The 15,710-nt window shown below is 62.5% G+C and carries 13 protein-coding genes and 1 riboswitch; of the genes, 9 read left to right on the top strand and 4 right to left on the bottom strand.

Features of this window, described 5'->3' with window-relative positions; translation table 11 throughout:
• Positions 1-81: 81 nt before the first annotated feature.
• Together ACYVKM_RS14835 and ACYVKM_RS14830 are read left to right on the top strand one after the other, a co-directional pair.
• Entirely contained in the window at positions 82-324 is a 243-nt protein-coding gene (locus tag ACYVKM_RS14835) for a helix-turn-helix domain-containing protein (RefSeq protein WP_460878389.1), read from the top strand.
• Positions 325-608: 284 nt separating this feature from the next.
• Positions 609-851 (top strand): helix-turn-helix domain-containing protein, encoded by a 243-nt coding sequence (locus ACYVKM_RS14830; RefSeq protein ID WP_460878388.1) that lies wholly within the window; start codon positions 609-611, stop codon positions 849-851.
• A 141-nt stretch (positions 852-992) separates the two neighbouring features.
• Here the strand turns inward: ACYVKM_RS14830 and ACYVKM_RS14825 are convergent, their stop codons facing one another.
• The 4 genes from ACYVKM_RS14825 to ACYVKM_RS14810 all read right to left on the bottom strand — a co-directional run bounded on the left by ACYVKM_RS14825 (position 993) and on the right by ACYVKM_RS14810 (position 4,256).
• Positions 993-2,621: a hypothetical protein gene (locus ACYVKM_RS14825; RefSeq protein ID WP_460878387.1), complete on the bottom strand. Its 1,629-nt coding sequence runs from the start codon at positions 2,619-2,621 to the stop codon at positions 993-995.
• Positions 2,622-2,975: 354 nt separating this feature from the next.
• The gene (locus tag ACYVKM_RS14820; protein WP_460878386.1) at positions 2,976-3,539 is read right to left on the bottom strand and encodes a hypothetical protein; all 564 of its coding nucleotides are present in this window, start codon (positions 3,537-3,539) and stop codon (positions 2,976-2,978) included.
• A 291-nt stretch (positions 3,540-3,830) separates the two neighbouring features.
• Positions 3,831-4,016 (bottom strand): DUF3606 domain-containing protein, encoded by a 186-nt coding sequence (locus ACYVKM_RS14815; protein ID WP_460878385.1) that lies wholly within the window; start codon positions 4,014-4,016, stop codon positions 3,831-3,833.
• A 9-nt stretch (positions 4,017-4,025) separates the two neighbouring features.
• Positions 4,026-4,256 carry a hypothetical protein gene (locus ACYVKM_RS14810; protein WP_460878384.1) on the bottom strand — a complete coding sequence of 77 codons (231 nt, stop codon included), beginning with the start codon at positions 4,254-4,256 and terminating at the stop codon, positions 4,026-4,028.
• Between the two features lie 573 nt (positions 4,257-4,829).
• Here ACYVKM_RS14810 and ACYVKM_RS14805 point away from each other — a divergent pair.
• The 7 genes from ACYVKM_RS14805 (at position 4,830) to ACYVKM_RS14775 (ending at position 15,631) form a co-directional block, all read left to right on the top strand.
• On the top strand, positions 4,830-6,200 hold the full coding sequence (locus ACYVKM_RS14805) for an FAD-binding oxidoreductase (RefSeq protein WP_460878383.1): 1,371 nt from the start codon (positions 4,830-4,832) through the stop codon (positions 6,198-6,200).
• Between the two features lie 198 nt (positions 6,201-6,398).
• On the top strand, positions 6,399-6,995 hold the full coding sequence (locus ACYVKM_RS14800; protein WP_460878382.1) for a uracil-DNA glycosylase family protein: 597 nt from the start codon (positions 6,399-6,401) through the stop codon (positions 6,993-6,995).
• A 131-nt stretch (positions 6,996-7,126) separates the two neighbouring features.
• The gene (locus tag ACYVKM_RS14795) at positions 7,127-8,404 is read left to right on the top strand and encodes a nucleoside permease (protein WP_460878381.1); all 1,278 of its coding nucleotides are present in this window, start codon (positions 7,127-7,129) and stop codon (positions 8,402-8,404) included.
• A 40-nt stretch (positions 8,405-8,444) separates the two neighbouring features.
• Positions 8,445-9,431 (top strand): tRNA dihydrouridine synthase DusB, encoded by a 987-nt coding sequence (dusB, locus tag ACYVKM_RS14790; protein WP_460878380.1) that lies wholly within the window; start codon positions 8,445-8,447, stop codon positions 9,429-9,431.
• 113 nt (positions 9,432-9,544) lie between these two features.
• A riboswitch (cobalamin riboswitch) is annotated at positions 9,545-9,755 on the top strand.
• Between the two features lie 204 nt (positions 9,756-9,959).
• Complete coding sequence (metE, locus tag ACYVKM_RS14785) at positions 9,960-12,254, top strand: 5-methyltetrahydropteroyltriglutamate--homocysteine S-methyltransferase (RefSeq protein WP_460878379.1); 2,295 nt, start codon at positions 9,960-9,962, stop codon at positions 12,252-12,254.
• Positions 12,255-12,491: 237 nt separating this feature from the next.
• Positions 12,492-13,691, top strand: a complete 1,200-nt coding sequence (gene metK / locus ACYVKM_RS14780) for a methionine adenosyltransferase (RefSeq protein WP_460878378.1) — start codon at positions 12,492-12,494, stop codon at positions 13,689-13,691.
• Positions 13,692-13,972: 281 nt separating this feature from the next.
• Positions 13,973-15,631 carry an APC family permease gene (locus ACYVKM_RS14775; RefSeq protein WP_460878377.1) on the top strand — a complete coding sequence of 553 codons (1,659 nt, stop codon included), beginning with the start codon at positions 13,973-13,975 and terminating at the stop codon, positions 15,629-15,631.
• Positions 15,632-15,710: the final 79 nt, after the last annotated feature.

The raw sequence follows: 15,710 nt of genomic DNA, 5'->3' as shown, positions 1-15,710 counted from the left end.
TGCCATGGTTAAAATGTAGTATATATACAGTAGATATATATTCTGTAGATTGCAAGACAGTAGAGGTAGAGGCTTAGCCTCATGCCTACCAAGTCTTTGCACTCACTCCCATCAATCACCCGCTCTCACGTGGCAGCAAACGTTCGGCGCCTACGCAAAGCCAAGGGGTTGAGCCAAGAGAAACTCGGTGAGTTGGTGGAACTCCATCGCACATACGTGTCGCAACTCGAGCGCTGCAAGGCCAACATTTCTATCGATGGCCTTGAGCGGATCGCTCGAACTCTGGGCGTAGATACCGCCGAGCTACTTCAGCCCCCTGCGTAGAGGAATGGCACCTTAGCGGTAGCGGTCCCAACGAAAGCGCAGCCAATTGAAATGCTCACGCTCCAAAGGCTGTCTAGCCTGTGAAGGAAACTGAGGGCCGCATGCGGGTGTCCGGCTCAGCGCGACGCGCAAGGAATACGCGGCCTCCATTGAAGGCAACAGCCGCCCGCGTTGCACAACGCGACTGTCTAATAGCGTTCACGCTGCCCAGGCGGGATGTAGAGTTAAAAGAAGTAGATATATAATCTGTAGAACGTAAGCCGGTAGATGGTCAGGCTGGAGGCATGCCTCCAAAGTCCTCGCCACGATCCCTGCCAAAAGCACGCGCCCGTGCTGCAGTGAATATTCGCCGCTTACGCACGGCCCAAGAATTGAGCCAAGAGGAACTGGCTGAGTTGGCGCAGTTCCACCGCACATATGTCTCGCAACTCGAACGCTGCGTTACCAACATCTCCATCGACGGCCTTGAGCGACTAGCTCAGGCTCTGGGAGTGGATATCGTCGAGCTGCTGCAGCCCCCGGCGTAAAGGGAAGGCCGCGATTGCATTAGATTGCCCCGGGACATTACCGGTCCGCGTCAGCTACTAGGAGACCTCGTCCACTAGCCCAGCTTGCAGACCCTGCAACGGCCAGCGGAAGTCCTCGACCTGTCTTAGTTACGCCTCACATCAGAATGAAGATAAATCATTCTTCCAAATACTCTTCAACCATTCAGTCACTGTGTGCGGGCCCGCGAGCGCGGCCAACAATGAAAACACGGCTACAACCAAAGCCACGACAGTTAAGGATTCCATCCGGCGTTGCACCTTAATGCTTTCGTGGATGCTCAAAATCGAGGACAGTTGCTCGAAGTGACCACGCATGACGACTTCATCCTCGGCTAGGCGTGATGCCATGATGTAGGTGCTCGATTGAAGGTCATCTGAAAGCTGTCGCGGCGCCGCTTGCGATCCCCAACCCGGCGCGGTGAACAAAGCGATCTCGTGGCGATACCAACCCGGTCTTTTAGACTTCTTCGCTATTTCTCGCGCTAGGGCAGGAACGCCCAGGGTTTGATCGAAGAACTGACTGATCGCGCGCAGGGTGCGGCTGAGATTGGCTCGCCCGGCCCGGGCCATCTTGAGTTGTTCACGATTGATGTTCAGATACCGCGTCTGCTCCTTCAAATACTCCATAGTCGCAACGTGCGGCAGGATGTAACGCAATACCTCGCCGCAAACATAAATGAGGGAGTCAGAGGACTTTCCTCCATACGTCTTCATGGAATCTTCGGAAAATCTGGACTCGTCGAGTGCTACGGTGATGAGCCGCGCTTGCTCCTCCTCCCATTCGTCGCCCATGGCAAGTTGAATCCCGTCGTTTTGTTGACAGGTCCACGTCTGCGATGGGAATACATTACTCAGGAGACATCGCCAACTCTGAGCAAATCCGCGCGGCGCATCGGATGGCTCATGAAGAATAGGGCCCTCCTTGACCGCCAGCATTTCCATGATCGGTAACACCGTTTCCCGATCTTGGGCGGAGAAATATCCGGGTAGATGTTGCTTGTACCAATTCCCCACCAATTGACGCAAGGCCGATCGCACATGAGCAACCGCATCATGTTTTTGGTTAAGCGGCCCAATGATCGAAATGGACCTCGATCGGGATATCCGTTTGCGGTATGTCGTGCGTTCGCAGTTGATCTCATCCTCATAGCGTCGCGCCAACGTATCATCCAATCGAAACCCCACCAGCACCCCGGTCAGGGACGGTGACAATTGGAATACCTGTATATCCAATGACGAAACGCCATCGGGGAGCGACGCATGATTGGTGATCCCGATGTATTTGCTCCGCTCGCCGCGACCAACTACATGTCCGCCATTGAGCCATCCGCCTTGTCGTCCGTAAGCGCGGTTCTGCTTGATCCATTTCTCGATCCCGCCTTTATCGCCTACTCGGTAAGCGATCCCCCACCCTAATTTCTGCAATCCCGCGTAGAGGTCATTGATCTCCGCGGGCCCATAGAGCTCGCAGCCCCAAACCATTGGCACGCGAAGCTCCAAGTCCGTGGGCACTAAGGTCTTCTCGTTTTCCTCAGCGTCATGCGACCGCTCGTACGAGAGGTCGGCCCTATTGACCGCACCCCAGTTCGGGAAGAGCCAGTACAGCCAGCCGCGAATTCGCTGCCATCTCGTCCTGATAAAGGAGTTTCTGGGTGTCGAAGCAGGCGCTGGCGGCTTGACAGGTTCACCATTGGTAGGTCCCTGCAGCACTTCCGGCGTTGCCGCATCATTCGTTGCGCCCTCTCTCATGAACGCTCCTGGTTCAGCTCGAACAACTGGCGAAGGATCACCGGTCAGCAAAGGTCCTCAAAGAACACTTGGGCATCGTGGCGCTTGCCGCCGTCCGATTTCCATTTGGCAACCAAGTCGTGTGGCTTCATCGGTGAGCACATTTCCTGGGTAGATAGAGTGGATTATGCCCGAGGTCGCGCCTTACGCCCGACACTACTCCGTGTAGTATTTGGCGCCTGATGGTGGTCACCGTCGAACATCGATCACGCCCAGCGTCGCGGCGTATTCCATGCGTGCTGGACTTCGTCACCATACGGCGCGACTCCCTGGGATCATTGACTCAGCCAACTGCAATCAGGCATTTCTTTCATGTCAATGGCGCGACTCGTCGAGTAAGAGTCCAACCTTAGCGATGGCCGCGTCTACGTGAACAAGACATTCTTGAATCAGGGATCGCAATCGGTGCTCAAGTTCGGCTGAATTCTCGAGGTCGTAAACATCCCGACCGATTTCAATGGTGTTGAGCGTCTGCTTCACCTCCTCCGCCCTAGCAATTGCCATGATGGAGTCGTAGGCGGCGTACTCCAGTTCGTGGAGCCCACCATAGAGTCCTGCGAGTTCCGGAGGAAAATTGAAGTACTCGAAGATCTCGCTTCGACCACCGTCCCGCTGCCCGATGAGCTCTGGCATGTCCGACCCTTCAGGCCATTGGGCAAGGATCGCATCCAAGGGGAACTTGATACGGCGAAGTTCATAGCGAACGGCCAGACCCATTCCCATAGCCTTGTACCTCGCCTCAACAAGCTGACGCTTCTCGGCCTTCTGAGCGATGTTCTTCGGAACCCAAATGGCGATAGCCAGCCCTATCAAGCTGCCGACACCCTGGATCCATCCCGCCAGTCCAGGGTGCCCTTCAAGCCACAAGAGCCATGCCATGCTGGAACTCCTCATCATTAAATGACTTGAAAGGAACTAACCAGACTCGCCAAGAGTACTGACCTTGATAATCGACCGTTCGATCAAGAGTGGACGGCCTCAGCGCACGTTACAATAAATTGGGTCGGCGCCCGATACGCGCGCGAGAAAGTAGCTCTGATCCGTTTCGTCTACCATGTTCAGGAGAGGAAACAGCCACAGCGACGATGCCACTCGAAGTACGCCAAAAAAACGCCCCAGAAGGGCGCAATTCGTAGCTCTAGGGGGCGAGCTATCCAGGAAGGTAGTGCCTCAGGAGCCACCCGAAGTTTCAAGGGTTTCCAGCGAGTACCGCGTGGCGAGGTATAGCCCGACCGCACCGACCTCATCGCTATCCGTGGCCCGCACTGCCTCGATCAGCTCCTGGTCGCTGCAGCTGAAGCAACCACACCAGTGCGCACGGCTTAGTGGGTCGTCAAGGTTGATCTTTTCATCCATGGTGTGCACTCAGGCTGCTGTGGCGCTGCCGTCCTGGTCGAAATATCCCAACCTTATTGGCGAACCAAGCCCGCGCATTTCAACGCACGTCGGCTGGCCGCTGCGGCAGTGCTCATCGCGGGCGGCTTTACGCGCCAGTTTGATTGCTGGACCTAGCTGCGTCTGGGTGAACAGTGCACTGCCCATGCGGCAGATGCTCCATTCCCCGTCATCGGCTTGCTTGAGGGTATAGACGACCATGCGAAGCACCTCTGCATAGAGAAAGCCCCCCTTTCGGGGGGCCAGTGAACCGGGCAAGGGGGATTGCCGCGACTCGGGGCGCTCGGTGCATCGGCGAGGAACCAGACTTCCGGGCCAGATCAATTTGCAGCCAGGGCGACAGGACGGCTATCGGGAAATGGCAGGCGACCGTGTAGGCGAACGCTGATGCCATGTCAACGAACAGTGGCTAGATTGCCTCGGGACGCTAGTGGTTCACGCCAACCACCAAGAGACCTCGCCCGCTACCTCATCCGGTGATGTGCGAGAAGATTCGCTATTACTAGGACCGGTATTTCACTGCTTCTGCCAAAGGTCGAGATACCCATGCTGGCCATTCAGGGAACCTCGAAAACCTCGTCGTGACGTCATTCTTGTGAAGCCCGGGACCACCCTGAAACCAAGGGGCGGGGCTGGCTGTTCAATTCGAATCTTCTCCCTCGCAATGCGATTCCGGCCTTCGCCGGAATGACGACAAGGTTGCGCGAGGTGCCCCATTGGCATGCACTCATGTATGCACCAGGTCCACAACCGGTTCAGCGTTAGACTGGTCACATGACGCTGCCATCCGCCTTGCTCGACAACCTTCGCACCATCTTTGCCGCCGATGCGCTTGCCATCGGCGAAGCCGAGCGGATTGCCTACTCGTACGACAACTCGCGCCTGCATGCGCTGCCTGATGCGGTGGTGTTTCCGGTCGAGCATGCGCAGGTCGAGGCGCTGGCGCGGGCATGTCGCGCACACCGGGTGCCGGTGATTGCGCGGGGTCGCGGCAGCAACACCACCGGCGCCACGGTGCCGGTGGATGGTGGCGTGGTGGTGAGCTTCGAGCGGATGAACCGGATCCTGCGCATCGATCCGGACAATCGCCTTGCGGTGGTCGAGCCGGGCGTGTTGAATGGCGATTTGCAGCAGGCATTGCTGCCGCACGGTTTCTTCTGGCCGCCCGATCCGTCGTCCGCGCCCTGGTGCAGCATCGGCGGCAACCTCGCCTGCAATTCGGCGGGTCCGCGCACGGTGAAATACGGCAGTCCGCGCGAGAACACGCTGGGACTGCGCGCGGTCGCCGGCAATGGCGAAGGGTTTCGATGCGGCACGTATACCAGCAAGGGCGCCACCGGCTACGACCTGACCCGGTTGCTGATCGGCTCGGAAGGCACGCTGGCACTGATCACCGAGGCCACCCTGAAACTCACGCCGAAACCGTCGGCAGTGCGCACCTTGCGCGCCACCTATCGCGATGTCGGCGCGGCGGCACGCGCGGTGGCGCGGGTCATGGCGCAGCCGGTGACGCCATGCGCGCTGGAATTCATCGATGACGTGGCGCTGAAGCTGGCGCATGCGCATGGCGGCGACAGCGTGCCGCTGGCCGGCGCGATGCTGATGATCGAGGTGGATGGCGAAGCGGAGACGTTGCCTTCGGCCGTGGCTGCCGTTTCGCAGGCTGCGCGTGGCGACGGCCTGGAAGAACTGCGCATCGCCGAAAGCGCCGCGGAGACCAGTGCACTGTGGTCGGCACGCAAGGCGCTGTCGCCGGCGCAGCGCACGATCTCGCCGAACAAGATCAACGAGGACGTGGTGGTGCCGGTGAGCCACCTGCCCGAGCTGGTCGACGGCATCAAGCAGCTTTCGGCGAAGCATGACGTATTGATCGTCACCTTCGGCCACGCGGGCAACGGCAACCTGCATGTGAACCTGTTGCCCCGCGACGACGCCGAGCGCGAGCGCGCGCATGCCTGCCTCGCCGAGGTGTTCGCGCTGGTGATTTCGCTGGAAGGCACGCTTTCAGGCGAACACGGCATCGGCATGATCAAGCGCGAGTTCATGCCACTGGCGCTGGAAGCTTCCACGCTGGACCTGATGCGCAACATCAAGACGGCGTTCGATCCGGACGGCATCCTCAATCCGGGCAAGTTGCTGCCGTGAAACCGCGATCCCGGCGTTGCTACGCAACTCTCCTTCCCTTGCTAGTCACCATGGGGCTTCCTTCGGTCGCAGGAGATGGCTGGAGAGGAGTCAACCAACCTCGCGGCAAGCCCGCCTACCCCCTCCCGACCTCCCCCTGCGCGCAGGGGGAGGAGCTTTGGTTTGATCATGCGCTGTCGTGCATTCTGGAGGCGTCGCGTGGCTGAATCGCTCGACCAACTGCTTGTCGACATCCGCGCCTGTCGACTGTGCGAAGCACATCTCCCGCTGGGCCCACGCCCGGTGTTGCAGGCGTCGGCCACCTCACGCCTGCTGATCGTCAGCCAGGCGCCGGGGCGCAAGGTGCATGACACCGGCATACCGTTCAATGATGTCAGTGGCGAGCGATTGCGCGAGTGGCTGGGCATCGACCGCGACACGTTTTACGACGCCAGCCGCATCGCGATCGTGCCGATGGGTTTCTGTTTCCCCGGCACCGGTCGCGGTGGCGACCTGCCGCCGAGGCCGGAGTGCGCACCCACCTGGCATCTGCGCTTGCTGCCGCTGCTGAAGCAGGTGCGGCTGACCCTGGTGATCGGCCAGTACGCGCAGGCCGGCATCCTCGGCGTGCCGCGCGGCACGCGCCTCACCGATACCGTGCAGGCCTGGCGAGAGCATCTCGCGCAAGGTCATCTACCACTGCCGCATCCAAGTCCGCGCAACCGCTTGTGGTTGGTGCGCAATTCCTGGTTCGAGACGGAGCTGATACCGGTACTGCGCGAGCGCGTGATCGCTGCACTAGACACTTCCGATTGAGCCAGCATGCCGCATGGACGCTGCGGCGCGCCTTGCCCGTTCCCCGCGGCTTCCTCTAACCTGCCCCGGCTGGTGGCCACGGGGCGGTTCCCTCGGCTATGTCAGGGGGAATGCATGCCGGATATCTGCCCGTGAATCTCAAGCTCCGTCTTGTTGCCATGAACTTCCTGCAGTTCTTTGTGTGGGGCGCATGGCTGCTGACCATCGGCACGTGGTGGTTCCAGACCCTGCACTGGTCGGGCACCAGCTTCGGCGCGATCTTCTCGACGATGGGCATCGCCTCGCTGTTCATGCCTTCGCTGGCGGGCATCGTGGCGGACAAGTGGATCAATGCCGAACGCCTGTACGGTCTGTTCCACATCATGGGTGCGGCGGTGCTGCTCGCGATTCCGCATGCGGGCAATCCGCAGCAGATGTTCTGGGTGGTGTTGCTGTACATGTGTTTCTACATGCCCACCATCTCGCTTTCCATCGCGGTGGCCTACAACGCGCTGAAGCAGGAAGGGCTGGACGTGGTGAGCACCTATCCGCCGATCCGCGTGTGGGGCACCGTCGGTTTCATCGCCGCCACGTGGACAACCAGCCTGCTGGGCTTCAAGGCCTCCGCCGCGCAGTTCCACGTGGCAGCGGGCGCCTCGCTACTGCTGGGCCTGTACGCCTTCACGCTACCCAAGTGCCCGCCCAAGCTCGATGCCGCGCACAGCCGCAGCGTGATGGATCGGCTCGGCCTCACCTCGTTCGTGCTGTTCAAGAACCGCAACATGGCGGTGTTCTTCGTCTTCGCCATGCTGCTGGGCGCGGCGCTGCAGCTCACCAACGCCTACGGTGACGCCTTCCTTAGCGACTTCGTCAAGGTGCCGGACTACGCGAACCTGCTCACGGTGAAGTACTCCACCATCATCATTTCCATCTCGCAGTTCTCCGAAACCGCCTTCATCCTCACCATCCCGTTCTTCCTCAAGCGCTTCGGCATCAAGGCGGTGATGACGATGAGCATGCTGGCGTGGGTGTTGCGCTTCGGCCTGTTCGGCTTCGGCAACCCGGCCGGCGGTCTGTGGATGATCGTGCTCTCCTGCATCGTCTACGGCATGGCGTTCGACTTCTTCAACATCTCCGGCTCGCTGTTCGTCGAGGGCCAGGCCGATCCGAAGATCCGCGCCAGCGCGCAGGGCCTGTTCATGCTGATGACCAACGGTGTGGGCGCGGTGCTGGGCAGCCTGATCGCGGGCTGGATGATCGACCGCTTCTTCACCAACCACGCCTGCGACGACACCGTCGCCATCTGCAAGGACTGGCATGGCATCTGGCTGGCCTTCGCCGGCTACTCGCTGGTCATGGCGCTCCTGTTCGTGCCGCTGTTCAGGCACAGGCACCAGGCGCAACCGTTGCAGGTCCTGCCTACGCACTGACGCCCGGGCTCGCAGCGGCCCGGCCAGCTACAATGCGCGGATGCGCATCGGCCCCTACCACATCGACCCGCCCGTGGTGCTCGCCCCGATGGCAGGCGTCACCGACAAGCCGTTCCGCTTGCTGTGCAAGCGGCTCGGCGCAGGCTTGGCCGTGTCGGAGATGACCAACGCCGACCCGCGCCTGTGGCATACGCGCAAGTCGCTGCAACGGATGGACCACGTCGGCGAGCCCGAGCCGGTCAGCGTGCAGATCGCCGGCTACGACCCGGCCATGCTGGCCGAAGCGGCCCGTTTCAACGTCGCCAACGGCGCGCAGATCATCGACATCAACATGGGCTGCCCGGCCAAGAAGGTCTGCAACGTGTGGTCGGGCTCGGCCCTGCTGCAGGACGAGCCGCTGGTCGCGCGCATCGTCAAGGCGGTGGTCGATGCGGTCGACGTGCCGGTGACCCTGAAGATCCGCACCGGCTGGGACCGGCAGAACCGCAACGCGCTGAACATCGCGCGCATCGCCGAAGACTCGGGCATTGCCGCGCTTGCCGTGCACGGTCGCACCCGTGCCGACAAATACGAGGGCGAGGCCGAGTACGACACCATCGGCGCGGTGAAGGCTGCCGTGCGCATTCCGGTGCTGGCCAACGGTGACGTCGACTCGCCGCAACAGGCGCGCCACGTACTCGACGTGACCGGCGCCGACGCACTGATGATCGGCCGTGGTGCGCAGGGCCGGCCATGGATCTTCCGCGAGCTCGCGCACTTCCTCGCCACCGGTGCAGTGCTGCCGGAACCTGAGCCGGCCGAAGTCGCCACGATCCTGCTCGGTCATCTCGAACAGCTCTATGCGTTCTACGGCGAACTGGCCGGCGTGCGCATCGCACGCAAGCATCTGGGCTGGTATGCGAAGGATCGCCCGGAGAACGCGGCGTTCCGCCAGGTGGTCAACCGCGCCGAAACAGCCACCGAGCAGTTGCGTCTGACCCGCGACTATTTCGCCGCGCTGGCCAGTGGCGAACGCCTCGCCGCCTGAACTCCGGGAACGGCTTCAGCTGCGACTACCCCTCCTTCGACGCCTGCCGCCATCACGGCTGAAGCCGCTCCCACAAAGATCCATGGTCGTTTGACTCCGGGCGTCCGTACGATTAGATTTCGCCACGCTGATGGTAGTCATCTCTTCATCCGTATGAAGAGATGACATAAAGGGAAGCCGGTGTGAATCCGGCGCTGCCCCGCAGCGGTATGTGGAAACGACCTCCGTCACAGGCACTGGGTGCGATGCATCCGGGAAGCGACGGACAGTAGGCCGAGCGTTACGTCCACGAGCCCGAATACCTGCCTCAGCCGGAAGCGCCTGCGCGTTTCCGTCCGACCTGGTGTTTCCGCGGGGGAACGCCGGAGCCTGCGCGTCGACGCCCTCACGGCCGCCGCGCTGGCTTCGCGTGCCCCGCGGCAGTACCGGTTCGCCCGCGGGGGCGAAGGTCAACGGTTCGGCGATTTTGTAAAGCACTATTGCTGGCCACCCTTCGTTCCTCTTTGCCCTTCATGCAAGAGGAATCTCATGTCACACGTTACCTACTCGGGTTTTCCGCGCATCGGCCTCAAACGCGAGCTCAAGCGCTCGCTCGAATCGCACTGGCGCGGTGAAACCAGCGAAGAAGCCCTGCTCGACACCGCTCGCACGTTGCGGCGGCGACATTGGCAACTGGCCGTGGATGCCGGCGCCGATGCGGTGCCATGCAACGACTTCAGCCTGTACGACCATGTACTCGACACAGCCGTGCTGTTCGACGCGATTCCGTCACGCTATCGACCGGTCTTCGCCGAAAATCCCCTGGACGGCTATTTCGCGATGGCGCGCGGCCACAAGCGCAACGGCCATGACCTGCACGCGCTGGAAATGACCAAGTGGTTCGATACCAACTACCACTACCTGGTACCGGAACTGGAAGCGGGCCAGCGCTTCGCGCTAGCCAGTGACAAGCCACTGGCGGAGTTTCTTGAAGCACGGGCGCAAGGTCACCGGGCACGCCCGGTGCTGCTCGGCCCGGTATCGTTCCTGCTGCTGTCCAAGAGCGTGGACGGCAGCGATCGCCTGGCCTTGCTCGATGCATTGTTGCCGGTCTACGTCGAACTGCTGGGACGACTGGCCGACGCCGGCGCCGACTGGGTGCAACTGGACGAGCCCTGCCTGGTGCTGGACCAGGATGACGATGACCACGCCGCTTATCGCCGTGCTTATGCGGTATTGGCCGAAGCACGCACGCCGCAACTGCTGCTGGCCAGCTACTTCGGCGCCTTGGGCGACAACCTGCCGCTGGCCACCTCCCTGCCGGTGAACGGTCTGCACATTGATCTGGTACGCGCACCAGAACAGCTCGATGCCGTGCTTGACGCCCTGCCCGCCGGCCGCATTCTCAGCGTCGGCGTGATCGACGGCCGCAACATCTGGCGCAGCCGTCCCGAACGCGTGCTGCCGTTGCTGCGCAAGGCGCAGGCGCGCATCGGCAGCGAACGCCTGTGGCTCGCGCCGTCCTGCTCCCTGCTGCATGTACCGATCGATATCGAGGCGGAAACCACGCTCGATCCGCAGCGTCTTGCACCGATGGCCTTTGCCCGGCAGAAGATCGAGGAGCTGCGGGTGTATGCCGATGCACTGGTCGGCGTGCCGGAAGCCGATGCCGCACTCGCTGCACAGCAGGCCCTGCTCGCCGCACAGGCGCAGGTGCCAGGCGTGGTCGACACGAAGGTGCGCAGCCGTCTGCACATGCTCGGCCCGCAGGCCCCCTTGCGCCGCTCCGCCTACGCGATACGCCGGGTGACGCAGTCCGAAACGCTGGCCTTACCACCATTGCCGACCACCACGATTGGTTCCTTCCCGCAAACCGACGAGCTGCGCAAGGCACGTGCCGCGCATCGCGCCAGCCGGCTCGACGATGCTGCCTACGATGCGCTGCTGGAGGCCGAGATCGAGCGCGTCGTGCGCTTCCAGGAACACATCGGCCTGGACGTGCTGGTGCACGGCGAGCCCGAACGCAACGACATGGTCGAGTATTTCGGCGAGCAACTGGACGGCTACCTGTTCACCAGACTCGGCTGGGTGCAAAGCTACGGCTCGCGTTGCGTGAAGCCACCGGTGATCTATGGCGATATCGCCCGCCCCGCACCGATGACGGTGCGCTGGTCCAGCTACGCGCAATCCCTGACCGACAAGCCGATGAAGGGCATGCTTACCGGCCCGGTGACCATGCTGCAGTGGTCGTTCGTGCGCGACGACCTGCCACGTGAAACCGTCTGCCGGCAGATCGCGCTGGCCTTGCGCGACGAGGTGCATGACCTGGAAGCCGCCGGCATCCACGTGATCCAGATCGATGAGCCTGCCTTGCGCGAAGGCCTGCCGTTGCGCCGTGCCGACTGGCCGAGTTATCTGGCCTGGGCCGTGGAGTGCTTCCGCATCACCGCCGGCGGCGTGCGTGACGCCACGCAGATCCATACCCACATGTGCTACTCGGAGTTCAACGACATCATCGAGGCGGTCGCGGCGATGGACGCCGACGTCATCTCGATCGAGACCAGCCGCTCGCGGATGGAACTGCTCGATGCTTTCGTGCGCTTCCGCTACCCGAACGGCATCGGCCCGGGCGTGTACGACATCCACTCGCCGCGTGTGCCCGAGGCCGAGGAAATGCTCGACCTGCTGCACAAGGCGCTGGACGTGCTGCAGCCCGAGCAACTGTGGATCAACCCCGACTGCGGGCTGAAGACCCGCGGCTGGCCCGAGGCGGAGCAGGCCTTGCGCCACATGGTGGACTGCGCGCGGCAGTTGCGTAGCGAGTTGAAGGTAACCCCCGGGTAGTCTGGCCATTGCACCTGCGGGAGCGGTTACAGCATCGCGGCTGGAGCCGCTTCTGCAAGCTGCTGCCCCAACCGGGCGGCGGCAAGGGCCGAAAAGCCCGAACAGCCGTCCAAACGGCTGAACATGCGCCTAACCCCAAAGCGGTCAGAATCGCCGCGGGCTGCAAAACCGGGAGCGGGGATGTATCATGCCCGACTTCATTTATCTTTCTATCCGTACAAAGGGATATATACCGCGATGTCCAACTACCTGTTCACCTCCGAATCGGTCTCCGAAGGCCATCCGGACAAAGTCGCCGACCAGATCTCCGATGCCGTGCTCGACGCGATCGTCGCGCAGGATCCGCGCGCCCGCGTCGCCTGCGAAACCATGGTCAAGACCGGCGTGGCGATCGTTGCCGGCGAAATCACCACCGACGCATGGATCGACCTCGAAGCGATCACTCGCAAGGTCATCGTCGACATCGGCTACGACTCCAGCGACGTCGGCTTCGACGGCGAGACCTGCGGCGTGATCAACCTGATCGGCAAGCAGTCGCCGGACATCAACCAGGGCGTGGACCGCAAGAAGCCGGAAGAACAGGGCGCTGGCGACCAGGGCCTGATGTTCGGCTATGCCACCAACGAAACCAAGGACATGATGCCGGCGGCGATCTACTACTCGCACCGCCTGGTCGAGCAGCAGGCCAAGGTCCGCAAGAAGAAGAACTCGCCGCTGCCGTGGCTGCGCCCGGACGCCAAGAGCCAGGTCACCCTGCGCTACGAGAACGGCGTGGCGACAGCCATCGACGCCGTGGTGCTGTCGACCCAGCACGATCCGGACGTGAAGCAGAAAGACCTGATCGAGGCCGTGCGCGAGTACATTCTCAAGCCGGTGCTGCCGGCGAAGCTGCTGCACAAGGGCACCAAGTTCCATATCAACCCGACCGGCAAGTTCGTGATCGGCGGCCCGGTGGGCGACTGCGGCCTGACCGGTCGCAAGATCATCGTCGACACCTACGGCGGCTGGGCCCGCCATGGTGGTGGCGCGTTCTCGGGCAAGGATCCGTCCAAGGTCGACCGTTCGGCCGCCTACGCCGCACGTTACGTGGCCAAGAACATCGTGGCCGCCGGCATTGCCGACCGCTGCGAAGTGCAGGTGAGCTACGCGATCGGCGTGGCGCATCCGACCTCGATCTCGGTGACCACGTTCGGCACCGGCAAGATCAGTGACGAGAAGATCGAGAAGCTGATCCGCAAGCATTTCGACCTGCGCCCGTACGGCATCCTGCAGATGCTCGACCTGATCCACCCGATGTACCAGCAGACCGCCAGCTACGGCCACTTCGGCCGCACCCCGCACCAGATGAAGGACGCCAACGGCAATGCCTTCACCGCGTTCTCGTGGGAGCTGACCGACCGCGCCGAAGCACTGCGCAAGGACGCCGGGCTGAAGTAAGCCCGCGCCGGTATGTTGCACGGAAACGGGCCGCCTCGAGCGGCCCGTTTTCGTTTGGGCGATGTCGTCAGATGCCGCACGTCGCGAGCCATGGTTCCGCGCCATGAAAGGGCGTGCCGCTTGCTGCAATGGGCAAAACGTACTTCGCCAAGGTCAGCGCTGTCTGTCGTCCCTGCGCCGCCCCGCGGCAGCGGGCATGACCTGCGACGGGTGACATGGGGCGGTTACTCTGTAACCATCGACCTCTTTTGGCGCATCCGACGCCCGTACAGGAGCTTTGCATGTCCTCATCCATCCGCCGCGACGTCGGCCCGTTCGCCCTGATGCTCACCGGCCTCGGTTCGATCATCGGTTCCGGCTGGCTGTTCGGTGCCTGGAACGCGGCCAAGCTGGCCGGCCCCGGCGCGATCTGGGCGTGGGTGCTGGGTGCGGCGATCATCATGGCGATTGCGCTGACCTACGCCGAGCTGGGCGCGATGTTCCCCGAGTCCGGCGGCATGGTGCGCTACGGCCATTACTCCCATGGTTCGCTGGTCGGCTTCATCGCCGCATGGGCGAACTGGATCGCCATCGTCTCGGTGATCCCGGTCGAGGCCGAGGCTTCGGTGCAATACATGGCCGGCTGGAAGTGGCCGTGGGCGCAGGATCTGTACCACCACATCCCCGGCAGCCACGGCGAGCTGTCGCATGTCGGACTGGCGATCGCCGCCGCCCTGGTGATCGTCTACTTCCTGCTGAACTTCTGGAGCGTGAAGCTGTTCGCCCACTCCAACACCGCGATCACCGTATTCAAGCTGGTGGTGCCGGCGGCGACCGGCATCGCGCTGATCGCCAGTGGCTTCCATGCGGAGAATTTCTCGGTCGGCATTCACGGCGATGCGCATGTGAACGACTTTGCGGCGATCCTCACCGCCGTGGCCACCGCCGGCATCGTGTTCAGCTTCAACGGTTTCCAGAGCCCGGTGAACCTCGCGGGCGAGGCACGCAATCCGGGCAAGAGCATTCCCTTCGCCATCGTGGGCTCGATCCTGCTGGCCACCGTCGTCTACGTGATCCTGCAGGTGGCCTATCTCGGCGCAGTGCCGCGGGAGATGCTGGCGCAGGCCGGCTGGCATGGCATCGATTTCAGCTCACCGTTCGCGCAGCTGGCGGTGATCGTCAACCTGAACTGGTTGGCTATCCTGCTCTACGCCGATGCCTTCGTCAGCCCCAGCGGCACCGGCATGACCTATACCGCCACCACAGCACGGATGATCTATGGCATGGAGCGCAATGGCACCTTGCCCAGGATTCTCGGCAGGATCGATCCGAAGTGGGGCGTACCGCGTCCGGCCATGTGGCTGAACCTGGTGGTGTCCTTTCTGTTCCTGTTCTTCTTCCGCGGCTGGGGCACGCTCGCGGCGGTAATCTCGGTGGCGACGATCATTTCGTACCTGACCGGCCCGGTCAGCGTGATGACCCTTCGCCGCACCGCGCCGGAACTGCACCGCCCGTTCCGCCTGCTCGGCCTGCCCGTGCTCGCCGGCATCGCCTTCATCATGTCGACCGAGTTGCTGTACTGGGCCAAGTGGCCGCTGACCGGCGAGATCATCCTGCTGATGGTGGTGGCGTTGCCGGTGTACCTGTACTACCAGGCCAGGAACGGCTGGCACGACTTCGGCCGGCAGATGAAGGGAGCATGGTGGCTGGTGTTCTACCTGCCGACGCTGGCGCTCGTTTCATGGGGTGGCAGCACCATGTTCGGCGGCCAAGGCTACCTGTCGTACGGCGTCGACCTGGCCGTGGTAGCGGCGATCGGCCTGGTGTTCTATGTGTGGGGCGTGAAGTCCGGCTGGCGCACGCCTTCGGTGGAAGCGGCGCAACTCGAAGCACACGTCGATCCGGACGCACCGCTGGTGCCGCCGGATGAGGCGACGGCGGAACGGGTCACCGGCCACTGAGCCTCGAGCCCCGACAGAAGGAACGCGCGGTGACGAGCCGCGCGTTTTTTATTGGCGCACGACTTATTGGTGCACGACA

It is taken from the genome of Rhodanobacter koreensis, assembly GCF_054782855.1.
The sequence above is the reverse complement of the archived record's forward strand: the minus strand, read 5'-3'. Positions and strand labels throughout refer to the sequence as shown.